Source organism: Pseudolysinimonas kribbensis, from assembly GCF_039531715.1.
Taxonomy (GTDB): Bacteria; Actinomycetota; Actinomycetes; order Actinomycetales; family Microbacteriaceae; genus Pseudolysinimonas; species Pseudolysinimonas kribbensis.
The window spans coordinates 229,981-243,183 of sequence record NZ_BAAAQO010000003.1 but is presented as its reverse complement, the minus strand read 5'-3'; the positions used below and the strand labels follow the sequence as shown (position 1 = coordinate 243,183).

Genomic DNA, 13,203 nt, shown 5'->3' with positions numbered 1-13,203 from the left:
CGGCACGTCGCGCTCGAAAGCGCCGGGCCGAGGAGCAACTCTACCGTACGGACGAGGCCCGTCAGGCGCCCGGCCGGGTCAGGCGGTAGACGCTGTCGATGTGCAGCCGCTGCACCGCGTCGACGCGGTACCCGGCCCCGACGAGGCGCTCGATGTCGGGCGGGAGGCCGTGACCCGCTGTGTTCTCGATCGCGATCACCTCGCGACCCAGATCCGGCAGCGCCTGGTCGAGCGGGCGCACGACGTCCCACAGCTGGGTCCGCCGGTCGAACGGTGTGACCAGCTCGACGTCGCGCAGCCCGGTGAAGCGCTGCGGGAACAGGCGGTAGGCGAGTCGCGGGTCGATCGACGGTTTCGTGCCCTCGTCGAAGATGACGGCGTCGCCCCGGTGGCCGAGGTCGCCGGCCGCCTCCGCGGCCTGCTCGAAGTCGGCTCCCTCGGACTGCCCGTACGGCCCGCGTTGCGCGAGGTAGACCGGGGCGGAGACGCCGGCCGCGATGCCCAGCACCGCGGCACCGGCGGCGAGACGCAGCTCCCGTCCGCGCACCGACTCCGCGATGCGCACGGCGCCGAGCCCGATCAGCAGCGCGACGGCAGGGGCGGCGAAGGAGAGATAGCGTGTCGTGTAGACCGGCACGACGGGGTCGGCCAGCAGCAGGATCGCGGTGGGCAGCGCCATCCAGGTCAGCCCGAGCAGCACGGCCCGCCGTCCGCGCCGCCGGCGCAGCGACAGCACGACGCCGGCGAGGATGATCGCCCAGCCGACGACGGCAGGCCAGGGTTTGAGGAACCACTGGGTCACGAGCACGCCGCCGACGCTCACGACGCTGCGGTGGGCGAGGAAGGCGATCTGGTGCCGCTCGGACATGGCGAGCAGGGCGATGGGCGACGCGACGACGACGGCCGCGGCGCCGGCCCAGAGCCATGAGCGGATGAGGTCACGTCGCAGCACCAGCACCATGACCCCGACGACGAGCACGAGCAGCACGGCGTAGAGGAACATCCAGGCGGTGGCTCCGATCGCGACGCCGAGCAGGACCCAGGCGCGACGGCGGTGCCGGCCGCGCAGCAGCCGGACGACGAGCACCGCGATCCACACCGCCGCCGCCGCCGCGAACGCGTAGGAGCGGGCATCGGTGGCCAGGTAGGTGATCCGTGGCAGGGCGACGGCGGCGATGCCCGCGGCGACCCCGAGCCGGATGCCGCCGAGCCGCTCGCCGAGGACCACGACCCCGGCGACGAGGAATGCGACCGCGACCGCGCTCGGCGTGCGCGTGGCGAGCTCCGAGGTGCCGACCAGGCGGATCCAGACGTGCAGGAGTGCGTAGTAGGTGGTGTGCACCGCGTCGACGTGGGCCGCCATCGCGAACAGGCCGGGCAGGGAGCGCTCGGCCGACATGATGCTCGCCGCCTCGTCGCCCCAGTACGACGGCACCCCCGATCCGGCCCAGCCGATCAGCCCGCCCACGAGACCGAGAGACGCCGCGCGCGCCGCGGTCGACCTCCGCAGGACGGCACGCGCCGCGGCCCATCGCGAACGCGCCGGCCGCGCCGCGGGCGGCCGGACGGTCTGCGTGCCGAGGGTCGTCATGTCGCCCATGCTCCCCGGCACGCATGGGGAACCGGCCCGGATCGCGGCCGCGCGGGGTGAGAGGACTTTCAGGTCGCATCGATCCGGCGCCAAGTCTCCTCCCCGTAGGCTCGGATCCGACCTCAGGAGGTGCGTCGTGGTGCGTGCACTGGTCGTGGATGACGAACCGGAGATGGCGGCGCTCATCGCGCGCGGACTCCGCGGCGAGGAGTACCAGGTCGACATCGCCGACAACGGCATCGACGCCCTCTCGCTGGCGCGCGATACCGACGGGTACGACGTCGCCGTGCTCGATGTCATGCTGCCCGGGATGTCGGGGTTCGAGCTGTGCCGCCGGCTCAAGGAGGCGGTGCCGGGGATCGGCATCCTGCTGCTGACGGCGCGCGACGCGGTCGACGACCGGGTGCGCGGGCTCGACGCGGGGGCCGACGACTACCTCACGAAGCCGTTCCATCTCGCCGAACTCGCGGCGCGCCTGCGCGCCCTCCGGCGGCGCGGCCGGCTCGGCGCGGCCCGCGTCGAGGTGGGCGACACCGTGCTCGACCTCGCGCGGCAGCTGGTCTGGGTCGGCGAGCGCAAACTCCGGCTCAGCCGGACCGAGTTCGATCTGCTGCGGATGCTCGCCGAGCGCCCCGGCGAGGTGTTCGAGCGCGGGGCCATCCTCGGCGAGATCTGGGGGTCGGCGCGATACGACCCGAACATCGTCGACCAGTACGTGAGCTATGTGCGCCGCAAGCTCGATGCCGGCGGATCGGCGCTGAAGATCGTCACCGTGCGCGGCGTCGGATTCCGGCTCGAGGCGGTCGACCCGGCCGCAGCCGAGCCGCCGGCGGCCGGGCGTCCCGCGGCGCGCGCGCCCGCCGAGGACGCCGCCGCGACCCCCTCGGCATGAGGCTCTCCCGCCTCAGCATCCGCACCCGGATCACGGGCGGCAGCGTCGTCATCGCCCTCGCGATCTCGGTCGTCGCGGGGGTCGTGATCTTCGATCGGGTGCGCTCGATCGTCGACGAGGGCGAGCACGACCTGCTCGCGAGCATCGAGGCGCCGTACCGCACCGCCCTGCTCACGGAGCCCACGGAGGGCCTGGACGGGCCGGGCCGCGGCGAGCACATCGCCGTCGTCGACCCGACCGGTGCGCGCAAGGTCGACAGCCTCCCCCATGCGCTGCGGGACAGAATGGGCTCCCTGGTGGCGCTGCCCGACGGGTACCACATGGTGGCCGTCGGCGGCGTCCGCTACCTCGTGCGCGTCGCCTCCGTCACCAACTCCACCGGCACCTGGCACCTGGTGGCCGCCCGCAATGCCCAGGAGCAGACGACCGTGCTCACCCAGGTCTCCTGGCTGCTCATCATCGCGATCGCGATCATCAACGTCGGGTTCGGGGCGGCATCCTGGCTCATCGGCACGCTCGCCCTGCGGCCCGTCACCCGGCTGCGGCGCAGCGCGGTGCGGCTGGCGGCGCAGCCGGGCGACGAGCTGCTGCCGGTCGGTGCGGCCGACGACGAGATCACCGGGCTGGCGCGGTCGCTCAACGAGCTGATCGAGCAGCTGCGGGCGTCGGCGGAGCGCGAACGACAACTGGTCTCGGATGCCAGCCACGAGCTGCGCACGCCCCTCGCGATCCTGCAGACCCAGCTCGAGCTCGCCCAGGCGGGCGACGACGAGCGGGAGCTGCGGCGCGACCTCGCGTCGGCCCAGGCGACACTCGGCCGGCTGAGCACGCTCGCGACCTCGCTGCTCGAGCTGTCGCGGATCGAGGCGCAGTCCACGCCGGGCCGCGCGGACTACGCCGATCTCGCTCTCGAGCTCGCCGACGCCGCCGACCGGGCGCGCCTGCGCATCGGCGACCGCGCGATCGAGGTTGTCGCGCACGCGGATCCGGGCGCCGACGAGACGGCCGTCGCCGTGCCGATCGAGGACTTCGGGCGAGCCGTGGACAACCTCACGGGCAATGCGATCGCGGCGGCCGGCGATCGGCCCGCGCGCATCGAGCTCGCCCTGCGTCGCCGCGCCTCGGGCGCCGTGCTGTCGGTGCGGGACGACGCCGGCGGCATGGACCCGGACTTCGCCGACCGCGCACTCGTGCGCTTCGCCCGGGCGGCGCCGCGCCGCGACGGGGCAGGGCTCGGTCTCACGATCGTGGCCGGGATCGCCCGGCTGAGCGGGGGCGACGTCGCGCTCCACAACGACCCGGGCCGCGGGCTCGAGGTCGAGGTGCGGTTCCCCTGGGCCACGCAGCGGTTCGAGTGACTCGCGAGTGCCGCTACGGCACTACGCCGTCCGCAGGTGGCGCTGGAAGCGGTCGAGGCGCGCGAGCGTGGAGGCCTTGTCGAGGATCTCCATCGACTCGAACAGCGGCGGGCTGACCCGGCGTCCCGAGATCGCGGTGCGCAGCGGGCCGAAGGCGGTGCGCGGGTTCAACCCCGCGCCGCCCTCCTCGACCGGCACAGTGAGCGCCGCCCGCAGCGCCGCCTCGATCGCGGCCGCCGAGAAGTCGTCGAGGGGCTCCAGGGCGGCGACGGCGGCATCCAGTACGAGGCGCGCCTGGTCGGCGTCCTTCGGGAGCGCGTCGTCGTCGTAGTGGATCTCGTCGTCGGGCGTGAACAGGAAGCCGAGCATCCCGCGCGCCTCGCCGAGCACGTTGACGCGCTCCTGGACGAGCGGCGCCGCCTCGCGCAGGATCGCTGCCTGCTGCGGCGTCGGCGGGTCGGCGACGAGCCCCTCGAGGTAGGGCACGATGCGTCCGGCGAAGTCGGCCGGCTCGAGCATCCGGATGTGGTCGCCGTCGATCGCGTCGGCCTTCTTCTGGTCGAACCGCGCCGGGTTGGCGTTCACGTCGCGGATGTCGAACGCGGCGACCAGCTCCTCGCGCGAGAACACGTCGCGGTCCGCGGCGATCGACCAGCCGAGCAGCGCGAGGTAGTTCAGCAGCCCCTCGGGGATGAAGCCGCGATCGCGGTGGTGGAACAGGTTGGACTCCGGATCGCGCTTCGACAGCTTCTTCGACCCCTCGCCCAGCACGAGCGGCATGTGCCCGAAGCGCGGCACGAACGTCGTGATGCCGATGTCGATGAGGGCGAGATAGAGCGCGATCTGACGCGGGGTCGACGACAGGATGTCCTCGCCGCGGATGACGTCGGTCACCCCCATGAGAGCGTCGTCGACCGGGTTCGTGAGCGTGTACAGCGGCGCGCCGTTCGGCCGCACCAGCACGAAGTCGGGGAAGCTGCCCGCCCGGAACGTCACCGGCCCGCGGATGAGGTCGTCGAAGCTCAGGTCGACGTCGGGCACCCGCAGCCGCAGCGAGGGCTCGCGACCCTCGGCGCGGAAGGCGGCGCGCTGCTCGTCGGTCAGATCGCGCTCGTGATTGTCGTAGCCCTGCCGGGGGTCGCGGCCGGCGGCGCGATTGCGGGCCTCCATCTCCTCCGGGGTGACGAAGCTCTCGTAGAGGTGGCCGGCATCCCGCAGCGCCCGGATGACGTCCTGATAGACCCGCCCGCGCTGCGACTGGCGGTAGGGCTCGTGCGGGCCGCCGACCTCGGGGCCCTCGTCCCAGTCCAGGCCGAGCCAGCGCAGCGCGTCGAGCAGCTGCAGATAGCTCTCCTCGCTGTCGCGCTCGGCATCCGTGTCCTCGATCCGGAAGACGAACGTGCCGCCCGTGTGCCGGGCGTACGCCCAGTTGAACAGGGCCGTGCGCACCATGCCGACGTGCGGCGTGCCCGTCGGCGAGGGGCAGAAGCGCACCCGGATGTCGGATCCGGTCGCGGTGGTGAAGGGGAGGTCGGCCATCGCCTCCGAGCCTACCGACGCAGCCGGTCCGTCAGCCGAGCGCGAGCGCCGCTGAGGCGGCGATGGCGAGCAGGATGCCGGCGAGCTGCAGCCGGCTGAGCCGCTCGCGCAGCACCACGAGGGCCAGCAGCACCGTGCCGAGCGGATAGAGCGAGTTGAGCACGCCCATGACGGCGAGCTCCCCGAGGTGCAGACCGATGACGAGCAGGATGGTCGCGACCACGAGGAGCAGCCCCGCGAGCAGGGCGTGCAGAACCGACCGGGCGTCGCGCAGGCCGGCCAGCTCGGAGGGGCCGCGGCGTGCGCGCCGGAACGCGAGCACGATCGTGAACACGACGAACGCCGCCGCGAGCTCGACGAGCAGCGGCTCGAGTCCCGACGCCGCGCTCGTGCGGTCCATCGCGATGATGTACCCGGCGTACGCGAGCCCGGCGATCGTCCCGAGCACGATCGCACGCCGGGTGAGCCGGGCGCCGTCGCGCTGCCGGGGCACCGCGAGCAGCAGGGCGGCGCCGACGACCGCGACGAGGGCGACGTAGCCGACGGGACGGAACCGCTCGCCGAGCGCGATGCCGACGACCGCGGGCACCACCGCGTAGATCATCGCGACCCCCGGCGAGACGACGCTCATCGGGCCGATGGCGAGGCCCGCGTAGAACGACCAGGTGCCGATCGCGCCGAGCACCCCGGCGACGGCGGCCAGGGCGGCGTCCTCGAGGGTCCAGACCGGCCGGTCGACGAGCACCGCGATCGCGGCCCCCACCACGGCGACCGCGGAGCCGAGCGTGCTCGCCAGAAGCGCCGGCATCCGGCGGGCGGCGAGACCGCCGAAGAAGTCGGAGGCGCCGTAGACGACCGCGCTCACGAGGCCCAGGATGGCGACCACGGCGGCGACGTCAGTGCGCGGCGACGAACGGCACGAGCAGCGCCAGGAGCAGGATGACGACCCAGCCGATCGCGCCCGCGGCGAGCGCCCGCGGCCCGGTCCGCACGAGCCGCTCGAGCCGCAGCGACGCGCCGATGCCGAACAGGGCGGTCGCGAGCAGAGCCGATTGCACGGTGGAGGCGACATCGAGCACGACCGGCGGCACCGGCGCGAAGGTGCGGATCAGCACCAGGGCCAGGAACCCGACGATGAACAGCGGGACGATCGGCGGCAGCGGCCCGCGCACGTCGTCGCCCGCGGCGCGCATCCGGCGGCGGGTCGCGACGGACGCGATGGCGACCATCGGCGCGAGCATGAGCACGCGGGTGAGCTTGACGACGATCGCGGCCGCCAGGGCGTACGTTCCCGCGGCGCCCGCCGTGGCGACCACCTGGCCCACGTCGTGCACGCTCGCGCCGACCCAGTCGCCGTAGATGCGGCCGTGGCCGAGCCCGAAGGGCAGAGCGAGCGCGGGCAGCACGGCGATCGCGGCCGTCCCGAACAGCGTGACCATCGCGACGGGAGCGCCGCCGTCGGCCGGGTCGGAGCGCCGTGCCGCGCTCATCGCCCCCACGGCGGAGACGCCGCAGATCGAGAAGCCCGCGGCGAGCAGCACGGGCTCGTCGCCGGGCAGCCGGAACGCGCGGCCGAGCAGGTACATCACGACGAAGCCGACGGCCACGAGCGCGATGATCAGCAGGATCGCGGCCCAGCCGAGCCGCCCGATGTCGACGAGGCTCAGCTGCAGCCCGAGCACGACGATCCCGATGCGCAGCACGCGTCGCGCCGCCAGGGCCAGGCCGGCCTTCAGCGCCCCGTCGAGTGCGCGCCGGGCGGGCGGGATGCATCCGACGATCACGCCCAGCACGAGCGACACCGTCAACCACGGCGCCCACGGCAGCAGGTCGTGCACGAGCCAGCCGATCGCGGCGGCGACCCCGGCGAGCAGGAGTCCCGGGACCCAGGCGATGCGGCTCGGGGCCGGCGCCCCCGCTTCCTCGGCACTCATCGCGATCCGAGCCTAGTGCTCGCCGTTCGGGCCGAGCACCGTGCGGTCGGCCGGCCAGCTCACGGCAGCTCCTCGCGGATGACGTCCGGATCCAGCGGGATCAGCTCGGCCGCGGCCGCCCCGGCGAGAGGCTGCTCACGCCGCCCGCGTCCGGCGCGGAAGCCCACCGTGGCGAGCACGGCGAAGACGAGGGCGAGTGCGATGAAGGCGAGCGCGGCATAGCCGAGCGTGGCGACCGCGACCCCGGCGAGGGCTCCGCCGACGGCTCCGGACGCGCTCATGATGAGGTCGGAGCGACCCTGCACGCTCGTGCGGCGTTCCGGCGCCGCCGACTCCGACACGAGGGCGGCGGCCGCGACGGTCGAGGCGCTCCAGCCGAGTCCGAGCAGCACGAGCCCGAGCATGACGAGCGCCTCGCTCCGGGCGCCCGCCCCGACGCAGACGAGGCTCAGCAGCAGCAGCCCCTGCCCGACCAGGATCGCCCGTTCGCGGCCGACCCGGTCGGCGAGGATGCCGAACACGGGTGACAGTCCGTACATCCCGGCGACGTGCAGGCTGATGGTGAATCCGATGACGACGAGCCCGCCCCCGAGCTCCTGGATGTGCACGGGCGTCATCGACATGACCGACACCATCGTCGCGTGGCTCGCGGCCAGCGCCACGATGCCCGTCGTGACACCGTTGCGATCCGGCGGCGAGCCGGCGGCGGCAGGGCCGGCGGCCGCCGCGGCCCGCGCCGCGAACCGCAGCGGATCGGGCCGGATGCCGATGACGTACACGACGGCGGCGAGCAGCTGGGCGAGCAGCGTCACGAGGAACGGCCCCGCGAGCGGTGGCAGCCCGATCCCCTGGCCGAACCGGTCGGCCGGGTCGATGAGGTTCGGCCCGAGCACGGCCCCGACGGTCGTGGCCCACACGACGATCGCGAGATCGCGGGCACGGCTGCGCGGGTCGGAGAGGTCGGTGGCCGCGAATCGCGACTGCAGGTTGACGGCCGTGCCGACGCCGATGAGCACCATGGCGATGAACAGGGGCGCGACCGAGCCGAGCACCGCCGCCAGCACGCCGAGCGCGGCCCCTGCGGCGGCGACGACGCCGCCCGTCGTGAGGGCCGGCGCTCGACCGTGGCGGCGCGCGAGTGCGGCCAGCGGCAGGGCGGCCGCGGCGGCACCCAGGGTCGTCAACGTGGCGGCCATCCCGGCCCAGGCGTCGGAACCGGTGACGTGCGCGATGAGCAACGATCCGGCGGAGAGCGTGCCGCCCATGCCGACGCCGGCCATCGCCTGGCCGATGATCAGCGAGACGCGCACCCGCCGATGCAGCCGCGCGCGGTCGACGCGCTCGCTCATGCGCCGGCCATGCTCAGCCGTCGCGGTTCCGCGCCGGGTTGCTCAGGCGCCCGATGCCCTCGATGTCGATGTCGACCACCTGGCCGTCGACGAAGCCGCCGAGCCCCGACGGTGTGCCGGTCATGATGATGTCGCCGGGCAACAGCGTCCAGACGTCGGAGATGTACTCGATGAGCTCCGGCAGCTTGTGCAGCAGGTCCTTCGTGTTGCCGTGCCGGCGGGGCTCCCCGTCGACGTAGGTCTGGATCTCCAGATTCGTCGGGTCGAGCTCCGTCTCGATCCAGGGCCCGATCGGCGCGAACGTGTCGTAGCCCTTGGCGCGGGCCCACTGCCCGTCGGCGAACATCTGGTCACGCGCCGAGACGTCGTTGCCGATCGTGTAGCCGAACACGTAGTCGGCCCAGTTCTCGGCCTTGACCTGCTTCGCGATCCGGCCGACGACCATGACCAGCTCGCCCTCGTGGGTGATGCGGCCCTCGACCGGCGGGATCTGGATGGGGTCGCCCGGACCGACCACGGCGGTGTTCGGCTTGAGGAAGATCAGGGGCGTGTCGGGCGCGTCCACGTTGGCCATGTCGTTGCGGTGCTCGGCGTAGTTGAGGCCGACGCACACGACCTTCGAGCGCGGGATCACCGGGGCCAGCAGCCGGACGTCGGCGAGCGCGACCCGCTCTCCCGTCGTGTCGAACCCGGCGAAGATGGGGTCGCTGCGCAGCACGACGACCTCCTCGCCGTCGACGATGCCGTACCGGGGGTCCTCGCCCTCCGTGGCGAATCGGGCGACCTTCACGCTCCGAGCCTAGCCTTGCCTCCGTGCCCGATCTGCTGATCACCGGGCCCGACGACGGGCCGACGCTGATGCTGGCCCATGGGGCGGGGGCGGCGATGGACTCGCGATGGATGGATGACATGGCCGCCCGCCTCTCGGCCCGCGGCATCCGGGTCGTGCGCTTCGAGTTCGCCTACATGGCCGCCCGCCGCTCCGGCTCGCGTCCCCCCGTCCCCCGCGCGGACCGCGTGCTCGGCGAGTACCGCGTCGCGTGGGAGCAGGCCGGGCGTCCCGCGCTCATCGGCGGCAAGTCCTACGGCGGGCGCGTGGCCTCGATGGTGGCGGACTCGCTCCGACCCGACGGCCTCCGCGGGCTGGTGTGCCTCGGCTACCCGTTCCACCCGCCGGGCCGGCCCGAGCAGCTGCGCACGGCGCACCTCGAGCACCTCGCGACCCCCGCCCTCATCTGCCAGGGCGAGCGCGACCCGATGGGCACCACCGCCGACGTCGCGGGCTACGCGCTCGCGCCGACGATCACGATCTCGTGGGCGCCCGACGGCGACCACGACCTCCGCCCGCGCAAGGCGTCGGGCCATACCCCGGCCGAGAACCTCGACGCCGCCGCCGCCGCGGTCGCCGCCTTCGCCCGCCGCCACCCGTCAGGTCCGTTCCCCCCTCCTCCCTCCCCCCCGTCCATCTGACGCAACTGACCAGTCCTAAGCGGTGAAGCGGGGCATTCGCGTCAGGTCGATCGACGCGGGATGCCGGTAGCCGCACTGGTTCAGACGACGCACGAGGCGCGCGACGAGGACCCCCGGCGCGTGGAAGAGCTCGTGACGACGGACACGCACCACCATCCAGCCGTCGTCGACGAGGGCCTCGTGACGGTCGGCGTCCGAATCCCACACGTCGTCATGCCATTGGCCGTCGTATTCGATGACGATGCGATACAGCGGCCAGCACAGATCGGGCACCACCAACCGGCCGATCGAGAGGACGATCGGCCGGTTGAGCTCGGGCTCGGGCAGTCCCGCCGCGACGATGAGCAGCCGCAGGAAGGTCTCCGGCCGCGACCAGCTGCCGATCCGGATGGACGGCAGGGCCGACCGCGCCGCCCGGACCCCCGGCGATCCGGTCCGCTGCGCAACCGCCGCCGCCAGGTCCTCGACCCCGCACAGCGGCGGTCGACGGAGGGTGCCGGAGACCAGACGATCGCCGACGGCGACGAGATCGACGATGGAGAGCCGGCGACCCAGGTCGACCCAGACCAGTGCGGCGTGGAGCGCCGGGATGCCACGGATCCGACCGACCGCACCGTCGCCTCGTTCCACGCCGACCACGCCGGGGCGCCGCATGGCGCGTTGCGGCCGCAGCGAGGAGACGTGCAGACGCGGGTCCCGCTCGAGCCGCAGGGGCAGAGGCGCACCCATGAGCAGTGCCGCAGTCGGCCCGGTGAACGCCTGCGTGGACGACATGAGCGGCATCAGGGCTCGGCATCGATCTTCGAGGGTCTCCAAGCGGTGGGCTCTGCCGCCGTGATGCGGACGGACGAGGTCCCGCGCGTCGACGCGATGACGCGAGATCCCCGCGGATCGCGCCCGCCCCACGCGGAATGCGGAGCCGTCGAAGGGGCCGGGCAGATCGCGCCGACGTGTCATGCCGGCATCCTGGGCTCCCTCGCGGAGCGCCCGGGGCCGCCTCACGTCGGCTGTCTGACGCGAATGCCCGGGTCCCCTGGGGAGGACTGGGCATTCGCGTCAGATGGATGGACCGCGCTACGCGTCGAGGCGGGTCAGCCACCCGTGCCGGTCCGCGGCGCGGCCGTATTGGATGTCGAGGAGCTCCGCGCGCAGCTGCATCGACACGCGCTCCCCGGCCGGCTCCGTCATCCAGATGCCGAAGTCGGGGCTCTTGATCTCGCCGATGGGGGTGATCACGGCGGCCGTGCCGCACGCGAACGCCTCGACGATCTCGCCCGACGCCGCGCCGTCGCGCCACTCGTCGATCGACACCCGGCGCTGCTCGACGGCGTAGCCGCGGTCCACCGCGAGCTGCAGCACCGAGTCGAGCGTGATGCCCTCGAGGATCGAGTCGGAGTCGGGCGTGATGAGCTTCTGGTCGCGCGTGACGAGCACGATGTTCATGCCGCCGAGCTCCTCGAGGTACTTCCCCTCCTGGGCGTCGAGGAAGAGCACCTGCTGGCAGCCGTTCTCGTACGCCTCCTGCTGCGGCAGGAGCGACGCGGCGTAGTTGCCGCCGGTCTTGGCCGCGCCGAGCCCGCCGTGCCCCGCGCGCGTGAACGTGGTCGAGAGCCAGATCGAGAGCGGCTCCGGCCCCGACGTGAAGTACGCGCCGGCGGGCGAGGCGATGAGGTTGAAGTTGACCTTCTTGGCGGCGCGCACGCCGAGGAACGCCTCCTTGGCCCACATGAACGGTCGCAGGTACAGCGAGGTCTCCGGCTCGGCCGGCACCCAGTCGCCGTCGACGGCGATGAGCTGCTTGAGGGCGTCGATGAAGTACTCGGTCGGCAGCTCCGGCAGCGCGAGGCGCCGGGCCGAGCGCTGCATCCGCGCCGCGTTCTGCTCCGGGCGGAAGCTCCAGATCGACCCGTCGGCGTGCCGGTACGCCTTGAGCCCCTCGAAGATCTCCTGGGCGTAGTGCAGCACCGCGGCCGCCGGCTGGATCGAGATGGGGCCGTACGGCATGACGCGGGGCCGGTGCCACCCGCCCTGCTCCGACCAGCACACGTCGACCATGTGGTCGGTGAAGTAATTGCCGAACCCGGGGGCCTTCAGGATCTCGGCGCGCTCCTCGGCCGACTTCGCCCCGTCGTTGCGGGTGACCTGCCAGAGCAGGTCCTGGTTCGCCATCGGGAGCAGGTTGATCGCCATGGGTGCGCCTTTCGTCCTATCTACAGTCTGGAGCGGATCGCGTCGCCGACGTCGCCCGTCGAGCGCGGGGCGCCGGCGCGATCCGCGAGGTCGGTCGCGACCGCGGCCTCGATCCGGCGGGCCGGCTCCGGCATCCCGAGATGATCCAGGAGCAGGACGGTCGACAGGATCGCGGCCGTGGGGTCGGCCTTCTGCTGCCCCGCGATGTCGGGAGCCGATCCGTGCACGGGCTCGAACATCGAGGGGAACGCGCCGTCGGGGTTGATGTTGCCCGAGGCCGCCAGTCCGATGCCGCCGCTGATAGCGCCCGCCAGGTCGGTGAGGATGTCGCCGAAGAGATTGTCCGTGACGATCACGTCGAACCTAGCAGGGTCGGTGACGAGGAAGATCGTGGCCGCGTCGACGTGCAGGTAGTCCCATTCGACATCCGGATGCCGCTCGGCCTCGGCGCGCACGAGCCGCGTCCAGAGGGCCCCGGCGTTGGTGAGCACGTTCGTCTTGTGCACGAGCGTGAGCCGCTTGCGGCGCCTCTCGGCGACCTCGAACGCGTAACGCACGAGGCGCTCCACGCCGTAGGCGGTGTTGAGGCTCACCTCGGTCGCGATCTCAGCGGGCGTGCCGATCCGGATGGCGCCGCCGTTGCCGACGTACGGCCCCTCGGTGCCCTCCCGCACCACCACGAAGTCCACGTCGCCCGGCCGGACCAGCGGGCTCACGACACCCGGGAAGACGCGGGTCGGCCGGAGGTTGACGTAGTGATCGAAGGCGAACCGCAGCCTCAGCAGCAGGCCGCGCTCGATGATCCCGCCCGCGAGCCGCGGGTCGCGCGGATCGCCGCCGACCGCGCCGAGCAGGATCGCGTCGTGCGCCGCGAGGGCGG

The 13,203-nt window shown here is 73.2% G+C and carries 12 protein-coding genes; 3 read left to right on the top strand and 9 right to left on the bottom strand.

Features of this window, described 5'->3' with window-relative positions:
• Positions 1-61: 61 nt before the first annotated feature.
• Positions 62-1,591 carry a glycosyltransferase family 39 protein gene (locus ABD285_RS07750; protein ID WP_284253133.1) on the bottom strand — a complete coding sequence of 510 codons (1,530 nt, stop codon included), beginning with the start codon at positions 1,589-1,591 and terminating at the stop codon, positions 62-64.
• Positions 1,592-1,727: 136 nt separating this feature from the next.
• Here ABD285_RS07750 and ABD285_RS07745 point away from each other — a divergent pair, with 136 nt between their 5' ends.
• Together ABD285_RS07745 and ABD285_RS07740 are read left to right on the top strand one after the other, a co-directional pair.
• Positions 1,728-2,483 (top strand): response regulator transcription factor, encoded by a 756-nt coding sequence (locus ABD285_RS07745; RefSeq protein ID WP_344201702.1) that lies wholly within the window; start codon positions 1,728-1,730, stop codon positions 2,481-2,483.
• Positions 2,480-3,841, top strand: coding sequence for a sensor histidine kinase (locus tag ABD285_RS07740; RefSeq protein WP_344201700.1), 1,362 nt, complete (start codon positions 2,480-2,482; stop codon positions 3,839-3,841). Before ABD285_RS07745 ends, ABD285_RS07740 begins: the two co-directional genes overlap by 4 nt.
• Before the next feature lie 21 nt (positions 3,842-3,862).
• Here the strand turns inward: ABD285_RS07740 and gltX are convergent, their stop codons facing one another.
• From gltX to ABD285_RS07715, 5 genes are read right to left on the bottom strand one after another with little or no spacing between them, the layout of a single operon-like run.
• Positions 3,863-5,380: a glutamate--tRNA ligase gene (gene gltX, locus ABD285_RS07735; protein ID WP_344201697.1), complete on the bottom strand. Its 1,518-nt coding sequence runs from the start codon at positions 5,378-5,380 to the stop codon at positions 3,863-3,865.
• 31 nt (positions 5,381-5,411) lie between these two features.
• Entirely contained in the window at positions 5,412-6,266 is an 855-nt protein-coding gene (locus ABD285_RS07730; protein ID WP_284253136.1) for an EamA family transporter, read from the bottom strand.
• Positions 6,267-6,276: 10 nt separating this feature from the next.
• Complete coding sequence (locus ABD285_RS07725) at positions 6,277-7,314, bottom strand: YeiH family protein (protein ID WP_284253137.1); 1,038 nt, start codon at positions 7,312-7,314, stop codon at positions 6,277-6,279.
• Between the two features lie 59 nt (positions 7,315-7,373).
• A complete protein-coding gene (locus ABD285_RS07720) occupies positions 7,374-8,663 on the bottom strand; it encodes an MFS transporter (protein ID WP_284253138.1) in 1,290 nt (429 codons plus the stop codon).
• Between the two features lie 13 nt (positions 8,664-8,676).
• A complete protein-coding gene (locus tag ABD285_RS07715; RefSeq protein WP_284253139.1) occupies positions 8,677-9,453 on the bottom strand; it encodes a fumarylacetoacetate hydrolase family protein in 777 nt (258 codons plus the stop codon).
• 23 nt (positions 9,454-9,476) lie between these two features.
• On the opposite strand from ABD285_RS07715, the gene ABD285_RS07710 reads away from it, so the two are divergent.
• Positions 9,477-10,133 (top strand): alpha/beta family hydrolase, encoded by a 657-nt coding sequence (locus ABD285_RS07710; protein WP_344201690.1) that lies wholly within the window; start codon positions 9,477-9,479, stop codon positions 10,131-10,133.
• A gap of 15 nt (positions 10,134-10,148) precedes the next feature.
• Here ABD285_RS07710 and ABD285_RS07705 read toward each other — a convergent pair whose 3' ends face one another.
• The 3 genes from ABD285_RS07705 to ABD285_RS07695 all read right to left on the bottom strand — a co-directional run.
• Entirely contained in the window at positions 10,149-10,907 is a 759-nt protein-coding gene (locus tag ABD285_RS07705) for an endonuclease domain-containing protein (RefSeq protein ID WP_344201687.1), read from the bottom strand.
• Between the two features lie 300 nt (positions 10,908-11,207).
• Positions 11,208-12,302 carry a branched-chain amino acid aminotransferase gene (locus ABD285_RS07700; protein WP_425565011.1) on the bottom strand — a complete coding sequence of 365 codons (1,095 nt, stop codon included), beginning with the start codon at positions 12,300-12,302 and terminating at the stop codon, positions 11,208-11,210.
• 41 nt (positions 12,303-12,343) lie between these two features.
• The coding region (locus ABD285_RS07695; RefSeq protein ID WP_344201681.1) for a 3-isopropylmalate dehydrogenase at positions 12,344-13,203 on the bottom strand (860 nt) is incomplete at its 5' end.

Excerpts from the sequence above, each read along its gene's own strand:
- gltX (WP_344201697.1), bottom strand. The coding sequence starts at position 5,380 with ATGGCCGACCTCCCCTTCACCACCGCGACCGGATCCGACATCCGGGTG.
- ABD285_RS07740 (WP_344201700.1), top strand. The coding sequence starts at position 2,480 with ATGAGGCTCTCCCGCCTCAGCATCCGCACCCGGATCACGGGCGGCAGC.
- ABD285_RS07750 (WP_284253133.1), bottom strand. The coding sequence starts at position 1,591 with ATGACGACCCTCGGCACGCAGACCGTCCGGCCGCCCGCGGCGCGGCCG.
- ABD285_RS07705 (WP_344201687.1), bottom strand. The coding sequence starts at position 10,907 with ATGTCGTCCACGCAGGCGTTCACCGGGCCGACTGCGGCACTGCTCATG.
- ABD285_RS07720 (WP_284253138.1), bottom strand. The coding sequence starts at position 8,663 with ATGAGCGAGCGCGTCGACCGCGCGCGGCTGCATCGGCGGGTGCGCGTC.
- ABD285_RS07725 (WP_284253137.1), bottom strand. The coding sequence starts at position 7,314 with ATGAGTGCCGAGGAAGCGGGGGCGCCGGCCCCGAGCCGCATCGCCTGG.
- ABD285_RS07700 (WP_425565011.1), bottom strand. The coding sequence starts at position 12,302 with ATGGCGAACCAGGACCTGCTCTGGCAGGTCACCCGCAACGACGGGGCG.